Genomic DNA, 22,232 nt, shown 5'->3' with positions numbered 1-22,232 from the left:
TGCTAAACAGTGTCGACACAGCAGAGAATATTTGAATTGGATGCTTTACGTGGGTTCAGTTTGTTAGGCATTATATTGATGAATATTTTGACTTTTAGTATGCCATATGAAGAATCATTTCTTCCTGATTTAGTGCAGGGTATAGATGAAAGTTTATTAAGAGGTGTTACGCTTTTTGTAATTAGTTCTTTTTATCCCATTTTCACTTTTTTATTTGGTTATGGTTTAGCCATAATGTATAAGCATAGTCTAAAAAGATCAATGAAATACTATCCTTTTATTTATAGGAGATTAATATTTTTATTAATATTAGGTGCTTTACACGGTTTTTTACTTTTTTCAGGTGATATTTTATTCAGCTATGCATTTACTGGGATGATTGCAGTGTTATTTATTAAAAAAAATGCAAAGCAACTTTTAAAGATAGGAATTGTTTTGTATGTAATAAAAGTATTTATCTTGATCTTACCTACTTTTTTAGTGACATTCTTCGATGATCCATACAGTACTATTAACATAAGCGGATATACTGTTTCTGAAATCGTCAACTTAAAGCAAAGTGGTGAATATTTTAACTATTTAAAAATAAATGTTGCTGAAAATATCTATAATATTATAGATACAGTAACTTTTTCTGCATATTTTGAATTTTTACCGTATGTGTTCTTAGGAATGGCAGCACAAAAATATAACTTGATTGAAAAAGTACAATCCAATCAAAATCGTCATCGTCATATTTTATATGTATTTGTTATGTTACTTGTAGGATATGCTTTTAAAATGCCATATGTAATTGATTATGGAAACCAAGCTTTTGCTATCATTAGTGCTATGATTGGCGGTCCGCTTGTAGCATTTAGTTACATATTATTGTTTATTTATTGTTGTCAATTTAACCAGTTTACTAAAATAGTGCGTATTTTTAAGTATCCAGGAAAATTAAGTTTAACAGTATACTTAATGCAAAGTTTTATTTTTACATTTATTTTTGTAGGCTTAGGTTTTTATAATAAGCTACCACTTTATGAATCGTATATTATCGTATTTATTGTATATAGTTTGCAACTTATTTTCTGTTATATGTATCTGAAATTTTATAGATATGGACCTATTGAGTGGTTGTGGCGTAAAATGACTTATTTAAAATAATGATGCGATATCCAAGACGGTGTTTATTGAATTTTTTGAAAATAATGGGTATTTATTTGTGATTTGTTACTAAATATAGTTATAATATGTAATAAGATATAGATGAGGAGCTGATATTGAATGAAATTTTTATCATTCAGACATAATGAACAGACATCTTATGGTGTGAAAGTTAAAAGAGAAGAAGCTGCTTGGGACTTGAAAAAAGTCTTTGCAGATTTTGTGGAAGGAGACTTTCATCCTAAGACATTATTGAATGGTCTTCAACAAAACCAAATATTAGATTTCCAAGAACAAGTACGTAAAGCAGTCGTAGCGGCAGAAGATAGCGGCAGAGCTGAAGCATATAAAGTTGCATTTACAGATATTGAGTTTTTACCTCCAGTAACGCCAACAAATAATGTGATTGCTTTTGGACGTAACTATCAAGACCACGCAAGTGAATTGAATCATGAGGTACAACGTTTATACGTCTTCACAAAGGCAGCTTCATCGTTAACGGGTGATAATAGTGTAATACCAAACCATAAAGATATTACAGATCAGTTAGATTATGAAGGTGAGCTAGGTATTGTAATAGGTAAATCAGGTGAAAAAATTCCTAAAGCTTTAGCACTTGACTATGTATATGGCTATACAATTATTAATGACATTACTGACCGTAAAGCGCAAAACGAACAGGACCAAGCATTCTTATCTAAAAGTTTAACTGGCGGTTGCCCAGTTGGTCCATATATTGTAACAAAAGATGAATTACCAACTCCTGAAGATGTAAATATTGTAACCAAAGTAAATAATGAAATTCGCCAAGATGGTAATACAGGAGAAATGATTCTTAAAATCGATGAATTGATTGAAGAGATTTCAAAATATGTAGCATTACATCCTGGTGATATTATTGCTACTGGTACACCAGCTGGTGTGGGTGCAGGTATGGCACCTCCTAAGTTCTTACAGCCAGGTGATGAAGTAAAAGTAACGATAGATAATATTGGTACTTTAACAAATTTCATATCAGAAAAATAAAAATAAACGAATTAGGCTAATGATAATAAAGTTAGCCTAATTTTTTTGAAATAAAGTAGTGATATTGCTTTAAATTGAAATTAAAGATAAAATGTGAAGTGCAGAACTTTTTGAAAAACATATACTTTTTCAGTATGATTAGAGAAGTACGCTTTTAGTTTTGTAATTAAAAGCAATTATGTATTTATATTTTTTATAAAAAGTAAAAATAGTGTGGGGGTATCATATATGTTACATATGCATATTGCAAGTTGGGTATTATTAATTATCTTGTTTTTCGCAGCTTACTTTAATTTCTCAGAAAAACAAGGTGCAACACCTTATTTTAAACCAATTCATATGCTATTAAGATTATTCATGGTTTTAGTCTTAATTTCAGGATTTTGGATTTGGATTCAAGCATTTGGTGATGGAAATTCAGGCGGACACATGTTATTAACATTGAAAATGATATGTGGTGTTGCTGTAGTTGCGTTAATGGAAGTTACAGTTACAAAACGAAAAAAAGGACAATCAAGCAATGGTATGATGTGGGGCACGATTGCATTAATTATCATTACTATGATTATTGGTGTTATTTTACCGCAAGGCCCAATCACTCAAATGTTTGGTATGTAAAAAAACGGAGACATTAAATTGTCTCCGCTCAGACTGTCGACCAAGTCTCTGACTTTGTTGGCAGTTTTTTTGTACACGCTTTCCACGGGCAGTGTCTTAGCCTGTAGTCTTCGGCTAGTGCGTTTCTAGCATGAGACGGCCCAAATCACTACCACCATTAATCTGAAAATAGTATAATATTTATATTATACAGTGGTGGTGTTTATTATATTGAATAAATCAATTAACAAAATAGATCAATATGAAGTGATTTCTATCTCTGAATTAGTTCCTAAAAATCATTTATTGCGCGCCTTATAGCCTATCATGTTGATAATATCTTTTGGTCGACTATAAGGTGGAGCATAAGCAACTTCGAACTCAGTAAGTTCATCAATGGTTAATTTATGCAACATGCCCATAGATAAAACATCTATACGTTTATCAGCGCCATTTTTTCCTACAGCAGCAGCACGAATGATACGTCTGCTAGATTTATCGAAATAGACACGTAAATGTAACTTAGTATTTCCTGGGTAATAACCTGCATGTTCTCCTTGGTTAGCCTCTACTATTTCATAATCAAAGTTATCTAATTCTTGTGGCGTTACGCCAACACTGGCAAAGGTATAATCAAAGAATTTTACAATATTTGCGCCTAAATAACCCTTAAAGTGTACAGAAGTATTTCCTGCTAGTTGTTCTGCTATAATACTTGCTGCTCTATGAGCACCCCATGCTAAAGGTACATGTGCATTTAAGTCTATATGACGATAATGAGAAGTAATAATATCACCTAGAGCATAAATGTTTTCAATGTTCGTTTGGAACTGATCGTTTACTGGAATGTAACCTTTACTGTCTAAAGTTACATTTGATGATTGAATGAATTCTGAATTAGGTTTAACGCCAATTCCTTCAATAATCAAATCATAGTGTTCAACTTTACCAGATTTAAAATGAACTTCATGACCATTCACTTTTACGATTTCTTCATTTAAACGATAGTTGATATCTCTTGCTTTCATTTCATCAAAAATGGGTTGATTCATATCACTATCCATTAATTTGTTCACATGAGTTGAACGATGTATTAATGTGCTATCAATCCCTCTATGATATAAATTATCTAATATTTCTAATCCAATATACCCCGCACCAACGACAAGTGCTGTTTTAACGTTTTGTCGCTCGATAAAGTTTTCAATGGCATCAGTATCTTCCATATTTCTTAATGTAAAACTGATATCACTGTTTAAGTTTAAAGAATTCGCGCTACAGCCAGGGCTTAAAATTAAAGTGTCATAGTCTTCTTCAAACGTCGTCTTGTCTTGTTTGTTAAAAACGGTAATTGTTTGCGTTTTGTCGTTAATTGCAGTTACTTCGTGATAGGGCTTAACAACAATCTTTTTAGAATCATAGAAAGACTCTGGCGTTGCTTCTAATACTTTGTCTCTAGAATCTACGACATTTCCTAAATAATAAGGCAGTGCACAGTTAGCAAAACTCATATCTCTATCTTTTTCAAAAACGGTGATTTCACTCTCTTGGTCTAATCTTCTGATTTGGCTAGCAACGGTTGCACCTCCAGCAACAGCCCCAACCACTACAATTTTATTCATAGTATATAGCCCCCTATAAATTTAATGATTAAATATGTGATTCTACTACTGTTTCATAAGATAAATTTAAATGGAAAAAATCATTTAAATAGCGACCAATACCATCGTCATTATTTGAATAAGTTACATGATTTGCGACATGTTTTAGTTCATCTAAACCATTTTCCATAGCGATGCCATGTTTGGCATATTTTATCATTTCTAAGTCATTATCTTCATCCCCAAATGCAATAATATGATTTCTATCCACATCTAAATAGGATTTTACATAATCTATACCTCTTGCTTTACTAATACCTTGTTTTACGATTTCAATAACTGGGAAAGGTGAGCCCCATCTTCGGTGTTCAATGTTTTCAGCATAGAAACGTGTAAGCATTTGCTTGATTCTAGGAATCATAAACTCTTCAGCTTCAACTAAAATAGAAGTGGGTGATTCACTTAAAGAATTAAGTAAATCGCCGGTTTCTATTTTAGGGTTTCCCATTGAAAAACCATCAAATAATTTTTGGTCAAAATTATTTAAAAAGACATAATCTTTTACTTCAGCAATAATATTGGAAACACCAAAGTTGTTTAGTGTCTGAATAATCTCATGTGATAAGTCTAAATCTAGTACTTCATGTTTATTTTTAAAATGATCATCTTTTGGATGATGCACGAAAGCACCATTAAAATTAACTACAGGTGTATTCATATTTAGTTCATGATAATAAATTTGACTGGCTCTGTATGGTCTGCCAGTTGCTATCATTAGTTTGTGTCCTTGCTTTTGTAATGTAGTTAAAACCTTTTTAGTATAAGGTGTAATTTTCTTGTCATCGTTTAACAGTGTTCCGTCTAAGTCTAAACAAATTAAATAAGAACTCATGTAAATCTCCTTTAAATTTAATAAATGATGTATGAATATCATAGCATTTTATTGGCGTTTTGTAAGATATTTGATATATTGTTAGTATGATTAAATACGAAGAGGTGAGATGTATGGATGAAGGATTAAAAGATAGCATACTAAATGCTTTAGAGATGGTAATTGACCCTGAGTTAGGAATCGATATCGTAAACTTAGGTTTAGTATATAATGTAGATGTTGATGATGAAGGCTTATGTACAGTGGAAATGACATTAACTTCTATGGGTTGTCCGCTTGGACCACAGATTATGAACCAAGTAAAAATGGTCTTAGCAGAAATTCCTGAGATTTCAGATACAGAAGTAAATATTGTTTGGAGTCCGCCATGGAGTAAAGAAATGATGTCACGTTATGCTAAAATTGCGCTTGGCATAGGTTAATAAAAGATAGATAACTAGTTTAAGTAACAATACGTTTGAATATGTATTGCTAACTTAAGCTAGTTTTTTTATTTTAGAAAACATGTGGACGCTTTATGTCAGGCTATTTTAAAATTTTTTATTTCTATCGTTCAATTCATTAAAATAATTGCAGTTGTATTACATTAATATTACAATAGCTAGGTGAATAAATTAGATGTTTACGTAATTTTAGGAAAGTTTGTGGGGAAATGAACAATAATCTTGAAAATAATCGTGTGAAACGTAACACGCGCTATATGCCTGGTTTAGATGGTTTAAGAGCAATTGCAGTAATTGGTATTATTATTTACCATCTAAATAAGCAATGGTTAACTGGTGGATTTTTAGGTGTTGATACATTTTTTGTTATTTCTGGATATTTAATTACTAGCTTACTTTTAAAAGAATATGAAGAAACAGGGATAATTAATTTAAAAAACTTTTGGGTACGACGTTTCAAAAGATTGATACCTGCAGTACTAACTTTAGTATTTGTTGTAGTAGTAGCAACATTGGTATTAAAACCAGAAGAAATTGTTAATATAAAAAAGGATGCAATAGCAGCAATTTTTTATTTTTCTAATTGGTGGTACATCGCTTCAGATGTAAATTATTTTGAACAATTTGCTTTTATGCCATTAAAACATTTATGGTCCTTAGCAATTGAAGAACAATTTTACATTGTATTCCCAATCCTTTTTATATTCCTTTTATTAGCATTAAAAAAATACCGCAATGTTGTTTTGATATTTTGGATAATTTCATTAATTTCTTTACTTGTGATGATTATCATTTCACAACCGCATATGTCTCATTCTCGAGTTTATTTTGGTACAGATACGAGACTTCAAACAATGTTATTGGGTGTTATACTAGCGTTTTTATGGCCGCCATTTAAGTTGAAGAAAAATCCTCAAAAGACACTAACGCATATCATAGATGGTATTGGTGTTTTTGGAATTTTTATCTTACTTTTACTTTTTTATAAAGTTAATGATAATAGTGATTGGATTTATAACGGTGGTTTTTATTTAATATCTGCAATGACGTTATTTGTCATAATGAGTGCTGTTCATCCATCAGGTTATTTTGCTAAAGTTATCGGTAATCCTATTTTTGTTATTATTGGTAAGAGATCTTATAGTTTGTATTTATGGCATTTTCCAGTTATTAGTTTTGTACATTCATATTATGTTGCTGGGCAATTACCGAATTATGTGTACTTTTTAGATATCATATTGACAATCATTTTAGCTGAACTCTCGTATCGCTATATTGAAACACCTTTTAGAAAAGAAGGTTTTAAAGCATTTTCTATAAAATTAAATAAAAAATTACCATTAGTAAGAACAGCTATTTTATTAATATTTATGATTCCAAGCCTATTTGTTTTAGCTGGTAGCTTTGATAAATTAGGGAAAGATATGATTACGGATAAAAAAACAACGTTTAAAACAGATGAATTTGATAAACAATTGGTGCGACCTATACCAATTGATGAAGTAAACTTTTTTGATAAATCAAATTCTAAAAAAATAACAAAATCAGAAGTATATACAAATATTAAACCATTACTCATTGGAGACTCAGTGATGGTTGATATAGGTGAAAATTTTAAAAAAAGGGTGCCCAACGCAAAAATTGATGGTGAGGTTGGACGTAATTTATATGATGTTGCACCACTTGTAGAAAAACACTATCAATCATATAATAAGAGTTCCGATAAAATTGTGCTAGAACTAGGTACAAATGGTGACTTTAGTAAAGAACAATTAGATACGTTAATCAATAAATTCGGAAATGCACAAATTTATTTAGTGAATACACGCGTTCCGAGAAGTTATGAAGGTCACGTGAATAAATTGATGGCAGATGCCGCTAAAGCACATAAAAATGTAACGCTTATTGATTGGTACAAACGCTCTGAAGATCATACAGAATATTTTGCGCCAGATGGTATTCATTTAGAAACAAAAGGTGTAGAGGCATTAACAGATGAGATTTTAAAACATATAGCAAACGATTCAAAATAAATCAGAAGGTCAGAGAAACACGATATTATTGTAGTTTAATCATACACAAACGCCAATTTCAATTGAAATTGGCGTTTGCTTTGTTATTGATACAATTTTTCGAAAAACATTCGTTTGAATTTATTTGTGTTTTAAATGAAAATTCACAATCGTCTTTATGCGTTTTGAAACGATATTACTAACCTTGTACTATGGCTGTACTCATATTAAGTTGAGAATATATTAAATGATAAGTATTTATTATTTATGAGTTGCAATTGTTAGGTAAAGTGAACTCAATATTTTCTATCACGTTCATTGATTGGGTAATCATTTGCACTCATATCTCTTCTCGTCATGAGGCCATTATTATTAAATTCCCAATGTTCATTGCCGTGTGTACGCATCCATTGATTTGTAGAGGCATCATACCATTCATACTCAAATCTAACTGAAATACGGTTGTCGGTGTAACACCATAATTCTTTCATCAACTTGTAGTGAAGTTCTTTGCGCCATTTTCTATATAAAAAGGATTTGATTGCTTCTCGACCTTCAAAAAACTCACTACGGTTTCTCCATTGTGAATCTTGTGTATAAGCAAGACATACTTTTTCAGGATCTCTGGTATTCCATGCATCTTGCGCTAATTTCACTTTTTCTAAAGCTGTCTGTTTATTAAACGGCGGGGTTGGTCTTTTGATTACATTATTCATATATTTAACCTCCATTGTTAATAATGCTAACATAACTTTAACGTAATGAGATATGTGCTATCGTTGAAAGTATAAAAATCGCTGTTAATTTAACAGTTTTTATGTAATCTATATGGATGTTTTAACAAATGTGTGTTGGGCAAAAGTTATGATATGGTAAGCGTTCAAAACTTTAAAAAATAATTGAAAAACGAACCCTTTATTGTTGATTCTTGTCAAGAAGCGTAATATAATATAGATAAGGTCAAAGAAAGTCAAAGTCAAACTTACTTTATTGATCAATCATTAAATGGTGAGGTGAATCAATTTGGATATAAATCAAATGACCTATGCAGTTCAAAGTGCATTACAGAATGCAATTGAATTAGCTAAAACAAATGAAAATCAAAATATTGAAATTGAAGCTGTATTATCAGCAGCATTAACAGAAAATGAAAGTTTATTTAAAAGTATTTTCGATAGAGCGCATATTGATACAGAAAAATTAGATCAATCATATAAAGAAAAACTTAAAAAATATCCATCGGTCCAAGGGGATAATATTCAATATGGTCAATATATAAGTCAAAATGCTAACAATTTATTAAATAAAGCTGAAACTTATATGAAAAAATATGAAGATGAATATATATCCATGGAACATATCGTATTAGCTGCTATGGATATAGATGATACGACCAAACAATTTGTAGCAAATAAAAAAGAAGTAATAGAAGAAATTATAAAAAAAGTTAGAGGAGGCAATCGCGTGACATCACAAAATCCAGAAGCAAATTATGAAGCATTAGAAAAATACGGGCGTGATTTAGTTGAAGAAGTTCGTCAAGGTAATATGGACCCTGTCATTGGACGTGACGAAGAAATTCGTAATTCAATCCGTATATTAAGTAGAAAAACCAAAAATAACCCGGTCTTGATAGGTGAGCCTGGTGTCGGTAAAACAGCAATTGTCGAAGGATTGGCGCAGCGTATCGTACGTAAAGACGTGCCAGAATCACTGTTAGATAAAACAATTTTTGAACTTGACTTAAGCGCACTTGTAGCAGGTGCAAAATACCGTGGAGAATTCGAAGAAAGATTGAAAGCAGTACTTAAAGAAGTCAAAGAATCAGACGGAAGAATTATTTTGTTTATTGATGAAATTCATATGCTTGTAGGTGCTGGTAAAACTGAAGGTGCTATGGATGCAGGTAATATGCTTAAACCAATGTTGGCTCGTGGGGAACTACATTGTATTGGTGCGACAACTTTAAATGAATATAGAGAATATATTGAAAAAGATTCAGCTTTAGAACGTCGTTTTCAAAAAGTAAATGTATCTGAACCTAATGTAGAAGATACTATTTCTATTTTACGTGGTTTAAAAGAACGTTACGAAGTATATCACGGTGTTCGTATACAGGATAAAGCATTAGTAGCAGCAGCAGAATTATCAGACCGTTATATTACAGATCGTTTTTTACCAGATAAAGCCATAGATTTAGTAGACCAAGCATGTGCGACGATACGTACTGAAATGGGCTCAAATCCAACAGAATTGGATCAAGTGAATCGTCGTGTTATGCAGTTAGAAATTGAAGAGTCAGCATTGAAAAATGAATCTGATAATGCCAGTAAACAACGTTTGCAAGAGTTACAAGAAGAACTAGCAAACGAAAAGGAAAAACAAAGTTCTATTCAATCACGTGTTGAAGAAGAAAAAGAAAAAATAGCTAAACTGCAAGAGAAACGTTCAGAATTAGATGAAAATCGAAAAGCTTTAGAAGATGCTGAAAATAACTACAATTTAGAAAAAGCTGCTGAATTACAGCACGGTAAAATTCCACAACTAGAAAAAGAATTACGTGAATTAGAAGACGCTTTCCAAAATGAACAAAGTGAAGACAATGATCGCATCATTCGTGAAATTGTTACAGATGAAGAAATTGGCGATATTGTTAGTTCTTGGACAGGCATTCCAGTATCAAAATTAGTTGAAACCGAAAGAGAGAAACTCCTGAACTTAGCTGATATACTTCATGAACGTGTTGTAGGTCAAGATAAAGCTGTAGATTTAGTTGCTGATGCAGTTGTCAGAGCGCGAGCTGGAATTAAAGATCCTAATAGACCAATTGGTAGTTTCTTATTCTTAGGTCCAACAGGTGTAGGTAAAACAGAATTAGCGAAATCATTAGCATCAACTTTATTTGATTCAGAAAAACATATGATTCGTATTGATATGAGTGAATATATGGAAAAACACTCTGTCTCTCGCTTAATAGGTGCCCCTCCCGGTTATGTTGGACATGAAGAGGGTGGACAACTGACAGAATCAGTTCGTCGCAATCCTTATTCAGTTATTTTGTTAGACGAAATAGAAAAAGCACATTCAGATGTATTTAATGTGTTGTTACAAATATTAGAAGAAGGTCGTTTAACTGATTCACAAGGACGAGAAGTAGACTTCAAAAATACTATTATTATCATGACAAGTAATATTGGTTCACAAATATTATTAGAAAATGTAAAAGATACAGGCGTGATTACTGAATCAACAGAAAAAGCAGTAATGAATAGTTTAAATCAATACTTCAAACCAGAAATCATAAATCGTATGGATGATATCGTATTATTTAAACCATTATCCGTAAATGATATGAGTTTAATTGTTGATAAAATTTTAACACAATTAAACATTAGATTGATGGAACAACGTATTTCAATTGACGTTTCTGATAAAGCTAAAGCATGGTTAGGTGAAGAAGCATATGAACCTCAATTTGGTGCAAGACCACTAAAAAGATTTGTTCAAAGACAAATTGAAACACCACTTGCACGCAAAATGATTAGAGAAAATTTACCAGAAGGTACGTTAATAAAAATAGATTTATCAGATGATGGTTTAACATTTGAAGAAATCAGACCAGAAATAATATAAACTGAAAATAAATAGTACTTGAGATATCAACGCTCATAAAATAAGCCCGTAAGTGAACTGAAGCAGTTCTTTTACGGGCTGTTATTATATTAATTCAGAATTTTGAATGTTCATAGTGCTAATTAACAAATGATATCAATGCTAAACTTTCATGGCATATAGATCGTTTGAGATAGGATGTAGTAACAAAAAATGACAATTTCTNNAGAAATTGTCATTTTTTGTTAGTTCGAGGTATTTTACGTTCTGAACTTTTTTATTTGTATGTGATAAAAATTTAATGTTGTTCTTTCGTCTCATGCTTTGAAGGTTTAATAATCAAGTCAAATAATACGACAATGATTGTAAATACAATAGCACCAATAATAGGGGTAATTAAATTAAGTGCGCCCCCACCTGAAAGACTGTTAAGTACGAAATTTACCATTTGTAATAAGACAATAGACCAAAATAACACTGCGAGGTATTTCATTATGTAATGCCTCCAATTTAATATATATACATTCATTATAAATAAGAAAGCAGTATTTGTATAGTAGTAACTTAATAAAGTATAGATTTTAATTGTGCTAACATTTACGATAAACTATAATAAATAATGTGATTTTAATGAGTATACTAGGTGAAGTTCTTGTATTGGAAATATGTATTATGTTAAATTAATACCTGGTATTAAAAAATTATTAAGAAGGTGTACAACCATGAACGTGGGTATTAAAGGTTTCGGTGCATATGCGCCTGAAAAAGTAGTAGAGAATGCCTATTTTGAATCATTTTTAGAAACTTCAGATGAGTGGATTTCAAAAATGACAGGTATTAAAGAAAGAAGATGGGCTGATGAAGATGAAGAGACGTCTGATTTAGCTTATCAAGCAAGTGTTAAAGCTATCAATGATGCTGGTATAGAACCAACTGATATAGACATGATTATTGTTGCAACATCTACAGGAGATTTCCCGTTTCCGACTGTAGCTAATATATTACAAGATAGACTTGGAATCGGAAAAGTTGCTTCTATGGATCAATTAGCTGCATGTAGTGGTTTCATGTATGCAATGATCAATGCTAAACAATTCGTACAATCAGGCGATTATAAAAATATTTTAGTTGTAGGAGCAGATAAATTATCTAAGATCACGGATTACACTGATCGTTCAACAGCTATATTATTTGGTGATGGTGCTGGTGCAGTAGTTATCGGTGAAGTGTCTGAAGGCCGAGGCATTTTAAGTTATGAACTTGGGTCAGACGGTTCTGGAGGAGAATATTTATATTTAAATCCAGAAAATGGTAAGATATTTATGAATGGACGAGAAGTGTTTAAATTTGCTGTTAGAATCATGGGTGAAGCTTCAAATAATGCAGTTTCAAAAGCAAATTTAGAACCAAAAGATATCGATATGTTTGTACCACATCAAGCTAATATTAGAATTATGGAATCTGCAAGAGAAAGATTAGGTATACCAAAAGAAAAAATGAGCGTCTCAGTTGATAAATTTGGTAATACTTCTGCAGCTTCAATTCCTTTAAGTATCGCACAAGAATTAGAAAATGGTAAAATTAAAGATGATGATGTTTTAGTACTTGTAGGATTCGGTGGTGGTCTTACTTGGGGTGCTGTAACTATAAGATGGGGAAAATAGGAGGATAATTTATGAGCAAGGAACATCGCGTTGTAATTACTGGTATGGGTGTTTTATCTCCAATCGGTAATGATGCAAAAACTTCATGGAAAAATGCACTAAATGGTGTTAGTGGTATAGACGAAATAACACGTTTAGATACATCAGCATATAAAGTTCATTTAGCTGGTGAATTAAAAGACTTTGATATTGAAGATCATATAGATAAAAAAGAAGCGCGTCGTATGGATCGATTCACACAGTATGCAGTAGTTGCTGCAAGAGAAGCGGTCAATGATGCAAAACTAGAAATTAATGAAAATACTGCTGATAGAATTGGTGTTTGGATTGGCTCTGGTATCGGAGGCATGGAAACATTTGAATTATCACATAGTCAATTGCTAGAGCGTGGTCCTAGACGTGTGAGTCCTTTCTTTGTACCGATGTTAATTCCAGATATGGCTACAGGCCAAGTATCTATTGATTTAGGTGCAAAAGGTCCTAATGGTGCTACTGTTACAGCATGTGCAACAGGTACAAACTCTATTGGAGAAGCTTTCAAGATTATTCAACGTGGTGACGCTGATGCTATGGTTACTGGAGGTACAGAAGCACCAATCACACATATGGCTATAGCTGGCTTTAGTGCAAGCCGTGCCTTAACAACGAATGAAGATAAGGAAACAGCTTGTCGACCTTTCCAAGAAGGTCGTGATGGCTTTGTGATGGGTGAAGGTGCAGGTATTGTTGTACTTGAATCATTAGAATCAGCAAAAGCGCGTGGTGCAGAAATTTATGCCGAAGTAGTTGGATATGGTTCAACAGGTGACGCTTATCATATTACTGCGCCAGCACCAGAAGGTGAAGGCGGCTCACGTGCAATGCAAGCTGCGATGGATGATGCTGGCATTGAGGCCAAAGATATACAATATTTAAATGCACATGGCACAAGTACGCCAGTAGGTGATTTAACTGAAATTCAAGCGATTAAAAATACATTTGGTGAAGCAGCTAAAAACTTAAAAATTAGCTCTACAAAATCAATGACTGGTCACTTATTAGGTGCAACTGGTGGCTTAGAAGCAATCTTTTCTGCCTTATCTATTAGAGATGGACGTATCGCACCAACCATCCATGCTGAATCTCCAGACCCAGAATGTGATTTAGACATCGTTCCTAATAAAGCTGAAGATTTAGATATTACTTATGCAATGAGTAATAGTCTAGGATTTGGTGGCCATAACGCCGTGCTTGTTTTGAAAAAATTTAACGACTAAAATAATATGTAATGTTAAAGGCTGAGACAATTTATTTGTCCAGCCTTATTTATTTTTGGCTAAATTTATTTAACAGATACGGAAATTTTATAAATAAGCTTTGGATTGTATAAATTATGAAAAATTAATAATGCAGATAATTAATAGTAAAATACATGATTAATTTTGATATTTTGTATATTTATGACGTACACCTAATGTATAATGTGCTTTATATTTAGGTTAAAAGGAGGCAGTCAAGATGAAACGCTTCTCATCTTTATCAACAACTTTGAAAACACGAATGATTGCAGATTTTATCTTGATTATTGCAAGTCAGGCGATCATGCCTTTTATAGCACTTTATTTAACGAGTAAAGTGAACGCAGTTTTTGCAGGGATATTTTTAATTGTTAATATTGTGGTGAGTTTTATTGTGTCTTTCCTAGGTGGATATTTAGGCGATAATTATAATAGGAAGAAAATAGTGAATTATATCCATTTTTTATACGCAATTTGCTTAATTATTCTAAGTATTACGGTTACTATGAATGGCATCGGCTTACTCATTTTTGCATTGCTGTATTTATCTTTCAATTATTGTTTGCTGCAAGTGAACCAATATTTGAAGCGGCAATTATGGATGCTATATATGAAGATGTTAGAGAATATGTATACCAATTAAATTATTGGATGTTCAATATTGGTACAGCTATCGGTATGGCACTAGGTGCGTTGTTATACTTGGGACATAAACATTTATTATTTATCCTCTTCTTTATCGCAATGTTAGTGAGTTGGTATTTATTTGAAAAGTATTATAATGTTGAACAAATCATTAACAAAAAGGGAGATTTAACGACTAAGTTTAAACATTTTTTTGATAGTTATCGAGATGTAGTTAAAGACAAGTATTATATGATGCTAAATTTAGGTTATATGATGGTCATTATGGCTGAATTAAGTTTAAATTCTTATGTCGTGGTAAGATTGAAAGATGCTTTTGAACCATTATCTATTTTAGGTTTTTATATAGATGGTGTCAGAATGTTCACGGTCATTATGATTATTAACACAGTAGTAGTTGCAACTTTAACTTTTACTGTCAACAGAATTGTTGCAGCGACTTCAACTAGAATTGCATTTATGATTGGGATTGTCTTGTATACATTAGGATACAGTATTTTGACATCTGCAACATCGTTTTGGATTCTATGTCTGTTTTCAATTGTAGCGACGATAGGAGAATTAATATATTCACCTATCCAAAATGCACAAAGATTCTTAATGATTCCTGAAGATAAACGTAGTACGTATAGCACATTTGCGATGGTATCATTTTACGGTGGAAATATTTTAGCACGTTTTGGGCTTATTATTGGCGCATTTATATTGCCATGGATGATGTCAATCTATGTGGCAGTCATTGTTTTATTAGGATTTGTCTTACTTTATTATGCACTTTTCTGCAATCCCAACATTGATAATCGTAAACAAAAAAGGCTGGATTAGTTATTGTTATTAAATACAATTTCTAATCCAGTCTTTTTATATAGCAAATGATATGAAAATAGAAATAATGACATAAATAAGATTACAAAGAAAAGCAATTTTTACCCAAGAAGAGACAATATAAAAATCTTTTTTAGGTTGAGTAGGTTTGAAAAATTCATCATTTTCAAACGCACTTCTATGTTTCTTTTTTGTCAATTGGTATTTTAGCCTTCTAAAACCAAAACTCGTGGGATCTAAAATGCCTTCTTGTACAATCAAAATGATAAAAAAGACAATTGCTAAGAGCATAGACACATAAAATAAAGTATTAATAAAGTTTATCCAAGTATGGTTTGAAAATAGCCATAAAATAAATGAAATGATGGGTGTAAAAAGTAAAAAAATTACTAGGTGCTTTAAATATTTCATGTTGGCGCCCCCTAAAAAGAATTAAATTAATTGTAACTTAAGTTAACTAAAAAATGAATAAAAATTACTATAAATTCGTTAACAACAGTATTTAATTAGAAGTTTAAAATTAAATAATTTTTAATTTCTTTAATAAAGTAAAGCAATAGAATATTGATTAAAATCTTAACTAAACGTATAATGTTATTAAATATTCTGAATATTGTGAAGGGAATGTTTAATTCGATTCAAAGGGGGATACGATATGCTTAAATATGTTTTAAAGCGACTGGGTTATATGATTTTGTCATTATTCATTATCATTACCATTACATTTTTCTTGATGAAACTTATGCCAGGTTCACCGTTTAACGATGAAAAATTAAACGAAGAACAAAAGCAAATTTTGAATGAAAAATATGGTTTGAACGACCCAGTACCAGTTCAGTATGCAAGTTATTTGAAGAATGTTGTTACGGGGGACTTTGGTAACTCATTCCAATATGATAATCAGCCAGTTTGGGATTTAATCAAACCGAGACTATTACCATCTTTAGAAATGGGTTTAACAGCGATGGTGATTGGTGTCATACTCGGTCTAATTTTAGGGGTCATTGCGGCAGTCCGGCAAAACACCTGGGCTGACTATACAGCTACAGTAATTTCAGTTATAGCAGTATCAGTACCATCATTCGTATTAGCTGTTTTATTACAATATGTATTTTCAGTAAGATTGCAATGGTTTCCAGTAGCAGGTTGGGAAGGTATTTTAACAGCAGTGTTACCATCTTTAGCACTATCAGCAGCAGTTTTAGCGACGGTAGCAAGATACATAAGAGCAGAAATGATAGAAGTGTTGAGTTCGGATTATATTTTACTTGCACGTGCCAAAGGTAATTCAACAATGAGAGTATTATTTGGACACGCATTAAGAAATGCACTGATTCCAGTAATTACAATTATTGTGCCAATGTTGGCGAGTATATTAACAGGTACTTTGACAATTGAAAATATTTTTGGTGTGCCAGGGTTAGGGGATCAATTCGTAAGATCGATTACCACGAATGATTTCCCAGTAATTATGGCGACAACTATTTTATTCAGTACACTATTTATAGTTTCTATTTTCCTTGTAGATATATTATATGGTGTTATTGATCCACGTATACGTGTACAAGGAGGTAAAAAATAATGGCTGATAATAAAAATGAAAATTTAAATCAAGATTATTCAAATGCAGTTATGTCACATACCTCAGAAGCAATACCAGCATCAGATTTTATTAGAAGTAACAATGATATTGAAAAAGAGCCAGAAATACAGCGAGAAAGTAAAAACTTTTGGCAGGATGCCTGGTCACAATTAAAGCGTAATAAATTAGCGGTAGTTGGTATGATAGGATTAATTATTATCATTATTTTAGCGTTAATTGGACCTTTATTTAGTGCACATGACTATGCTGAACAAGATGTTGAAAGACGTAACTTACCAGCAAAAATACCTGTTCTAGATCAAATTTCATTTTTACCATTTGATGGTGAAGGTGCTCAAGGTAAAGATGCGTATAAAGAAGCTGGAGTGAAAGAGAATTTTTGGTTTGGTACAGATCAATTAGGTAGAGATTTGTGGTCTCGTACTTGGCAAGGTGCACAAGTATCACTATTCATCGGTGTTGTTGCAGCACTGCTTGATATTTTTATAGGTGTTATTTATGGCGCGATTTCAGGATTTTTTGGAGGCCGTATTGATAATGTGATGCAGCGTATTATTGAAATTGTTGCGTCTATCCCAACGTTGATTGTTGTTATTTTATTCGTTTTAATTTTTGAACCATCTATATGGACGATTATATTAGCGATGGCTATCACAGGTTGGATTGGCATGAGCCGTGTAGTCAGAGGGGAATTCTTGAAATTAAAAGGCCAAGAATTTGTATTAGCATCCAAAACACTAGGTGCCTCTAAACTTAAATTAATATTTAAACATATATTACCTAATACTTTAGGGGTTATTGTAGTTACATCCATGTTTACAGTACCGAATGCAATCTTCTTCGAAGCATTCTTAAGCTTTATTGGTATCGGGGTACCAGCGCCAAGAACTTCTCTTGGGTCACTTGTAAATGACGGTCGCGCAATGTTATTGATTCATCCGCATGAATTATTTATTCCGGCTATTATTTTAAGTTTATTAATACTATTCTTCTATCTATTTAGTGATGGATTACGCGATGCATTTGATCCGAAAATGCGTAAATAAAAAAGGGGGCAACATTTTATGTCAGAAAGAATATTAGAAGTGAACGATTTGCATGTTTCCTTTGATATTGACGCAGGGGAAGTGCAGGCAGTACGTGGCGTGGATTTCTTTCTAGATAAAGGAGAAACGCTGGCGATTGTTGGTGAATCAGGTTCAGGGAAATCAGTGACAACAAAAGCTATTACAAAATTATTCCAAGGCGATACTGGAAGAATTAAAAAAGGTGTTATTAATTTCTTAGGTGAAGACTTAGCTAAAAAATCAGAAGAAGAATTGATTAAATTACGAGGTAAAGATATTTCTATGATATTTCAAGATCCAATGACTTCGCTTAATCCAACAATGAAAATAGGCAAGCAAGTCATGGAGCCATTAATGAAACATAGAAATTACAATAAGGCAAATGCGAAGAAAAGGGCGTTAGAAATATTAAATCTTGTAGGCTTACCAAACGCTGAAAAACGTTTTAATGCCTATCCACATCAATTTTCAGGTGGACAAAGACAAAGGATAGTCATTGCGACAGCACTTGCATGTGAACCGAAAGTATTAATTGCAGATGAGCCAACGACTGCACTTGATGTAACGATGCAAGCACAAATATTAGAATTGATGCGAGAATTACAAAGCAAAATAAGTACTTCAATCATTTTTATCACACACGATTTAGGTGTTGTTGCTAATATAGCTGACAGAGTAGCTGTTATGTACGGAGGACAAATGGTTGAAACAGGAGATGTAGATGAAATATTTTATGACCCTAAACATCCTTATACTTGGGGGTTATTATCATCGATGCCTGATCTGACAACTGGTACAGATACAGCATTATTAGCTATTCCAGGTACACCACCAGATTTATTACACCCACCTAAAGGAGATGCGTTTGCTGAACGTAGCCAATATGCATTAGATGTAGACTTTAAAACTCCACCACCATGGTTCAAAATTTCTGATACACATTTTGTAAAGTCTTGGTTACTTGATGAACGCGCACCGCATGTTGAACCACCAAAAATGGTACAAAAACGTTTACGTAAGATGCCTAATAATTACGATAAGCCGCAACAGGTAGAAAGGGTGGCGTTTGATGATGCAAAATAAAGACATACTTTTACAAGTGAAAAATGTTAAACAATATTTTAATGAAGGCAAACGTAACGAAGTACGAGCAGTTGAAAATATTTCATTTGATATTTATAAAGGGGAAACATTTGGACTAGTTGGTGAATCAGGTTGTGGAAAATCTACTACTGGTAAAGCCATTATTAAACTCAATGATGTAACTAGTGGAGAAATTCTTTATGACGGTGTAGACATTCAAAAAATAAAAAACCGTAAAGATTCTTTGAAGTTTAATAAAAAGATGCAAATGATTTTCCAAGACCCATATGCTTCATTAAATCCAAGGTTAAAAGTCATGGATATAGTGGCAGAAGGGATAGACATCCATAAGCTTGCTAGTGGAACAAAAGATCGTAAAAGAAGAGTTTATGATTTATTAGAAACGGTGGGACTTAGTAAGGAACATGCCAATCGTTATCCACATGAATTTTCAGGTGGTCAAAGACAGCGTATCGGTATTGCACGTGCATTAGCAGTAGAACCAGAATTTATTATTGCAGATGAACCGATATCAGCGTTAGATGTTTCAATTCAAGCACAAGTTGTCAATTTGTTATTAAAGTTGCAAAGAGAACACAATATTACATTTCTATTTATTGCTCATGACCTTTCGATGGTGAAATATATTTCAGACAGAATTGCAGTTATGCATTTTGGTAAGATTGTCGAATTAGGTGCTGCAGATGAAATATATAATCATCCGTTACATCCATATACGAAATCATTACTTTCAGCAGTACCACAACCAGATCCTGAAAGTGAACGTTCGCGAAAAAGAACAGTGTATAAAGAAGACACGTCCAAAAACGATCAACGGTCTTTAAACGAAATACAACCAGGGCATTTTGTATTTACTACGGATGAGGAAGCAGAAACATTAAAATCTCAAATACAAGCACCATCAGTATAAGGGAAAGGAGGATTAATATGAAAAGGATTAAACTATTTGTAGTTTTATTAGCTTTAACGGTGATTACAGCGGGATGTAGCAGTGCTGAAGGTATCTACTCGGATAAAGGACAAGTATTTAGAAAAGTGATACCACAAGATATTTCTTCATTAGACTCTGCACTAGTGACCGACACCGTATCTTTTGATTTATTCAATCAAGTCTATGAAGGTCTTTACACTTTGGATAAGAATGATAAAGCACAACCAGGTGTCGCTAAAGAAATGCCAAAGAAAAGTAATGGCGGTAAGACCTTGACAATTAAATTGCGTAAGGATGCCAAATGGTCTAATGGGGATCCAGTTACTGCACAAGATTTTGTTTTTGCATGGAAACGTGTTGTCAATCCAGATACAGCTTCAGAATATGCTTACATAATGTATGACTTAAAAAATGCTGAAGACATTAATATGGGTAAAAAAGATGTTGATAAATTAGGTGTAAAAGCGTTAGATGACCACACATTAAAAATTGAACTAAATAAGCCAATACCATACATTAATGAAATGCTTGCATTTGGCACATACTTGCCTCAAAAAGAAAAAGTTGTGAAAAAGCATGGTGAACAATATGCTACAACTGCAGATAAAACAGTGTTTAATGGTCCGTTCAAAGTTCAAGATTGGAAAGTTGAAGATAAAATTCAATTAGTTAAAAATGAAGATTATTGGGACAAGAAAAAAGTTCATTTAGACCGTGTAAATTATAAAGTGTTAAAAGACCAGCAAGCAGGAGCATCACTTTATGACACTGGTTCTGTAGATGATACTACTATCACCGCCGACCAAGTGGATAAATATCAAGGAAATCCTGGTTTGAAGAAACGTTTGTTGGCTAGTACGTTCTATATGAAGTTAAATCAAGATAATGTACCTGAATTTAAAAATAAAGATTTGCGATTAGCTATTTCGCAAGCGATTGATAAAGAGGGGTATGTGAATTCTGTAAAAAATAATGGATCAAAAGCGACAGATGGGTTCACAGCTAAATTAACGGCAGAAACACCTGACGGCAAAGACTTTGCCGAATCTATAGATTCACCACTTGCATATAATCCGACAGCAGCTAAGAAACACTTAGAAAAAGCGAAAAAAGATTTAGGTGTGAAAGAATTGACGTTTACCATGAATACTGAAGATACACCAGATGCAAAGATTTCAGCAGAATATATTAAAGCACAAGTAGAGAAGAATTTACCAGGTGTCAGTTTGAAGATTAAACAATTACCGTTTAAACAGAGAGTAAATCAAGAACATTCTGAAACATTTGAAGCATCGTTATCAGGTTGGGGGCCAGATTATCCAGATCCTCTAACATTCTTGGAAATTATGACAACAGGTAATCCTTCAAATAATACCGCTTGGGGTAATAAAAAATACGACCAACTCGTTAAAGATGCGAATGGTAAATTATTGAAAAAACCTGAAGAACGTAATGCAGCGATGAAAGAAGCGGAAGAATTATTACTCAATGATGCACCTGTAGCACCTATATATCAAAAAGGGGAAGCACATTTAACCAATCCACAAGTCAAAGGTTTATTCTATCACCAAATTGGTGGTGATACTTCGCTAAAAGAAGTAAGCATTGATAAATCAATTGACCGTGAAACTGGTAAAAAGAAATAAAATAAGTAAAAATGAAATTTGAGTACAACTTATTGAAATAATGAAAATACGTCACTTTCTATGTCATTATATAGAGAGTGGCGTATTCTTTGATATCATATATTTTTAATCCTTGTTAAATAATTACTTTCCAACAGA

General features: G+C 32.6%; 20 protein-coding genes. 15 read left to right on the top strand and 5 right to left on the bottom strand.

Going from position 1 to position 22,232, the window contains the following annotated elements:
• Nucleotides 1–9 precede the first annotated feature (9 nt).
• The 3 genes from KA926_RS01115 to KA926_RS01105 all read left to right on the top strand — a co-directional run bounded on the left by KA926_RS01115 (nucleotide 10) and on the right by KA926_RS01105 (nucleotide 2,793).
• On the top strand, nucleotides 10–1,149 hold the full coding sequence (locus tag KA926_RS01115; protein WP_192946878.1) for a DUF418 domain-containing protein: 1,140 nt from the start codon (nucleotides 10–12) through the stop codon (nucleotides 1,147–1,149).
• Between the two features lie 120 nt (nucleotides 1,150–1,269).
• Entirely contained in the window at nucleotides 1,270–2,175 is a 906-nt protein-coding gene (locus KA926_RS01110; RefSeq protein WP_192946877.1) for a fumarylacetoacetate hydrolase family protein, read from the top strand.
• A 228-nt stretch (nucleotides 2,176–2,403) separates the two neighbouring features.
• Nucleotides 2,404–2,793 (top strand): YisL family protein, encoded by a 390-nt coding sequence (locus KA926_RS01105; RefSeq protein ID WP_019469044.1) that lies wholly within the window; start codon nucleotides 2,404–2,406, stop codon nucleotides 2,791–2,793.
• 278 nt (nucleotides 2,794–3,071) lie between these two features.
• On the opposite strand, the gene KA926_RS01100 is transcribed toward KA926_RS01105, so the two are convergent.
• Both KA926_RS01100 and KA926_RS01095 read right to left on the bottom strand, forming a co-directional pair.
• A complete protein-coding gene (locus tag KA926_RS01100; RefSeq protein ID WP_210143452.1) occupies nucleotides 3,072–4,394 on the bottom strand; it encodes a CoA-disulfide reductase in 1,323 nt (440 codons plus the stop codon).
• Nucleotides 4,395–4,422: 28 nt separating this feature from the next.
• Complete coding sequence (locus KA926_RS01095; RefSeq protein ID WP_210143451.1) at nucleotides 4,423–5,265, bottom strand: Cof-type HAD-IIB family hydrolase; 843 nt, start codon at nucleotides 5,263–5,265, stop codon at nucleotides 4,423–4,425.
• 113 nt (nucleotides 5,266–5,378) lie between these two features.
• Between KA926_RS01095 and KA926_RS01090 the strand changes: the two genes are divergently transcribed.
• On the top strand, nucleotides 5,379–5,687 hold the full coding sequence (locus KA926_RS01090; protein WP_019469047.1) for a metal-sulfur cluster assembly factor: 309 nt from the start codon (nucleotides 5,379–5,381) through the stop codon (nucleotides 5,685–5,687).
• Between the two features lie 230 nt (nucleotides 5,688–5,917).
• Nucleotides 5,918–7,741, top strand: coding sequence for an acyltransferase family protein (locus KA926_RS01085; RefSeq protein WP_192946875.1), 1,824 nt, complete (start codon nucleotides 5,918–5,920; stop codon nucleotides 7,739–7,741).
• A 275-nt stretch (nucleotides 7,742–8,016) separates the two neighbouring features.
• Here KA926_RS01085 and KA926_RS01080 read toward each other — a convergent pair whose 3' ends face one another.
• A complete protein-coding gene (locus tag KA926_RS01080; RefSeq protein WP_107504545.1) occupies nucleotides 8,017–8,436 on the bottom strand; it encodes a nuclear transport factor 2 family protein in 420 nt (139 codons plus the stop codon).
• A gap of 307 nt (nucleotides 8,437–8,743) precedes the next feature.
• On the opposite strand from KA926_RS01080, the gene clpB reads away from it, so the two are divergent.
• A complete protein-coding gene (clpB, locus tag KA926_RS01075) occupies nucleotides 8,744–11,353 on the top strand; it encodes an ATP-dependent chaperone ClpB (RefSeq protein WP_192946874.1) in 2,610 nt (869 codons plus the stop codon).
• A 277-nt stretch (nucleotides 11,354–11,630) separates the two neighbouring features.
• On the opposite strand, the gene KA926_RS01070 is transcribed toward clpB, so the two are convergent.
• Nucleotides 11,631–11,825, bottom strand: a complete 195-nt coding sequence (locus KA926_RS01070; protein WP_046208047.1) for a YjzD family protein — start codon at nucleotides 11,823–11,825, stop codon at nucleotides 11,631–11,633.
• Nucleotides 11,826–12,054: 229 nt separating this feature from the next.
• Between KA926_RS01070 and KA926_RS01065 the strand changes: the two genes are divergently transcribed.
• The 4 genes from KA926_RS01065 to KA926_RS01055 all read left to right on the top strand — a co-directional run bounded on the left by KA926_RS01065 (nucleotide 12,055) and on the right by KA926_RS01055 (nucleotide 15,743).
• Nucleotides 12,055–12,996 (top strand): beta-ketoacyl-ACP synthase III, encoded by a 942-nt coding sequence (locus tag KA926_RS01065; protein WP_210143450.1) that lies wholly within the window; start codon nucleotides 12,055–12,057, stop codon nucleotides 12,994–12,996.
• A gap of 11 nt (nucleotides 12,997–13,007) precedes the next feature.
• Nucleotides 13,008–14,252, top strand: coding sequence for a beta-ketoacyl-ACP synthase II (fabF, locus tag KA926_RS01060; protein WP_192946872.1), 1,245 nt, complete (start codon nucleotides 13,008–13,010; stop codon nucleotides 14,250–14,252).
• A gap of 241 nt (nucleotides 14,253–14,493) precedes the next feature.
• Nucleotides 14,494–14,916: an MFS transporter gene (locus KA926_RS13835; RefSeq protein ID WP_245335810.1), complete on the top strand. Its 423-nt coding sequence runs from the start codon at nucleotides 14,494–14,496 to the stop codon at nucleotides 14,914–14,916.
• Entirely contained in the window at nucleotides 14,832–15,743 is a 912-nt protein-coding gene (locus tag KA926_RS01055) for an MFS transporter (RefSeq protein WP_348634169.1), read from the top strand. Before KA926_RS13835 ends, KA926_RS01055 begins: the two co-directional genes overlap by 85 nt.
• Before the next feature lie 36 nt (nucleotides 15,744–15,779).
• On the opposite strand, the gene KA926_RS01050 is transcribed toward KA926_RS01055, so the two are convergent.
• Nucleotides 15,780–16,154, bottom strand: a complete 375-nt coding sequence (locus KA926_RS01050; RefSeq protein WP_192946870.1) for a DUF3899 domain-containing protein — start codon at nucleotides 16,152–16,154, stop codon at nucleotides 15,780–15,782.
• 244 nt (nucleotides 16,155–16,398) lie between these two features.
• On the opposite strand from KA926_RS01050, the gene opp3b reads away from it, so the two are divergent.
• Genes opp3b through KA926_RS01025 form a run of 5 tightly spaced genes read left to right on the top strand, consistent with a single transcriptional unit; the run spans nucleotide 16,399 to nucleotide 22,094 of the window.
• Nucleotides 16,399–17,325, top strand: coding sequence for an oligopeptide ABC transporter permease (gene opp3b / locus KA926_RS01045; protein ID WP_192946869.1), 927 nt, complete (start codon nucleotides 16,399–16,401; stop codon nucleotides 17,323–17,325).
• Nucleotides 17,325–18,392 (top strand): oligopeptide ABC transporter permease, encoded by a 1,068-nt coding sequence (opp3C, locus tag KA926_RS01040; RefSeq protein WP_192946868.1) that lies wholly within the window; start codon nucleotides 17,325–17,327, stop codon nucleotides 18,390–18,392. Before opp3b ends, opp3C begins: the two co-directional genes overlap by 1 nt.
• An 18-nt stretch (nucleotides 18,393–18,410) precedes the next feature.
• Nucleotides 18,411–19,496 (top strand): ABC transporter ATP-binding protein, encoded by a 1,086-nt coding sequence (locus KA926_RS01035; protein WP_192946867.1) that lies wholly within the window; start codon nucleotides 18,411–18,413, stop codon nucleotides 19,494–19,496.
• A complete protein-coding gene (locus tag KA926_RS01030) occupies nucleotides 19,486–20,427 on the top strand; it encodes an ABC transporter ATP-binding protein (protein WP_192946898.1) in 942 nt (313 codons plus the stop codon). Before KA926_RS01035 ends, KA926_RS01030 begins: the two co-directional genes overlap by 11 nt.
• A gap of 17 nt (nucleotides 20,428–20,444) precedes the next feature.
• Nucleotides 20,445–22,094 carry a peptide ABC transporter substrate-binding protein gene (locus KA926_RS01025; RefSeq protein ID WP_210143449.1) on the top strand — a complete coding sequence of 550 codons (1,650 nt, stop codon included), beginning with the start codon at nucleotides 20,445–20,447 and terminating at the stop codon, nucleotides 22,092–22,094.
• Nucleotides 22,095–22,232: the final 138 nt, after the last annotated feature.

Origin of the sequence: Staphylococcus sp. GDY8P94P, assembly GCF_017892255.1 — a bacterium.
GTDB classification, from domain to species: domain Bacteria; phylum Bacillota; class Bacilli; order Staphylococcales; family Staphylococcaceae; genus Staphylococcus; species Staphylococcus cohnii.
This window is presented reverse-complemented; position numbering and strand designations above follow the sequence as displayed.

What these genes read in the sequence shown, in the direction of transcription:
- KA926_RS01110 (WP_192946877.1), top strand. Translation starts at nt 1,270, where the DNA reads ATGAAATTTTTATCATTCAGACATAATGAACAGACATCTTATGGTGTG.
- KA926_RS01105 (WP_019469044.1), top strand. Translation starts at nt 2,404, where the DNA reads ATGTTACATATGCATATTGCAAGTTGGGTATTATTAATTATCTTGTTT.
- KA926_RS01100 (WP_210143452.1), bottom strand. Translation starts at nt 4,394, where the DNA reads ATGAATAAAATTGTAGTGGTTGGGGCTGTTGCTGGAGGTGCAACCGTT.
- KA926_RS01095 (WP_210143451.1), bottom strand. Translation starts at nt 5,265, where the DNA reads ATGAGTTCTTATTTAATTTGTTTAGACTTAGACGGAACACTGTTAAAC.
- KA926_RS01090 (WP_019469047.1), top strand. Translation starts at nt 5,379, where the DNA reads ATGGATGAAGGATTAAAAGATAGCATACTAAATGCTTTAGAGATGGTA.
- KA926_RS01085 (WP_192946875.1), top strand. Translation starts at nt 5,918, where the DNA reads ATGAACAATAATCTTGAAAATAATCGTGTGAAACGTAACACGCGCTAT.
- KA926_RS01080 (WP_107504545.1), bottom strand. Translation starts at nt 8,436, where the DNA reads ATGAATAATGTAATCAAAAGACCAACCCCGCCGTTTAATAAACAGACA.
- KA926_RS01070 (WP_046208047.1), bottom strand. Translation starts at nt 11,825, where the DNA reads ATGAAATACCTCGCAGTGTTATTTTGGTCTATTGTCTTATTACAAATG.
- KA926_RS01065 (WP_210143450.1), top strand. Translation starts at nt 12,055, where the DNA reads ATGAACGTGGGTATTAAAGGTTTCGGTGCATATGCGCCTGAAAAAGTA.
- fabF (WP_192946872.1), top strand. Translation starts at nt 13,008, where the DNA reads ATGAGCAAGGAACATCGCGTTGTAATTACTGGTATGGGTGTTTTATCT.
- KA926_RS13835 (WP_245335810.1), top strand. Translation starts at nt 14,494, where the DNA reads ATGAAACGCTTCTCATCTTTATCAACAACTTTGAAAACACGAATGATT.
- KA926_RS01050 (WP_192946870.1), bottom strand. Translation starts at nt 16,154, where the DNA reads ATGAAATATTTAAAGCACCTAGTAATTTTTTTACTTTTTACACCCATC.
- opp3b (WP_192946869.1), top strand. Translation starts at nt 16,399, where the DNA reads ATGCTTAAATATGTTTTAAAGCGACTGGGTTATATGATTTTGTCATTA.
- opp3C (WP_192946868.1), top strand. Translation starts at nt 17,325, where the DNA reads ATGGCTGATAATAAAAATGAAAATTTAAATCAAGATTATTCAAATGCA.
- KA926_RS01035 (WP_192946867.1), top strand. Translation starts at nt 18,411, where the DNA reads ATGTCAGAAAGAATATTAGAAGTGAACGATTTGCATGTTTCCTTTGAT.
- KA926_RS01030 (WP_192946898.1), top strand. Translation starts at nt 19,486, where the DNA reads ATGCAAAATAAAGACATACTTTTACAAGTGAAAAATGTTAAACAATAT.
- KA926_RS01025 (WP_210143449.1), top strand. Translation starts at nt 20,445, where the DNA reads ATGAAAAGGATTAAACTATTTGTAGTTTTATTAGCTTTAACGGTGATT.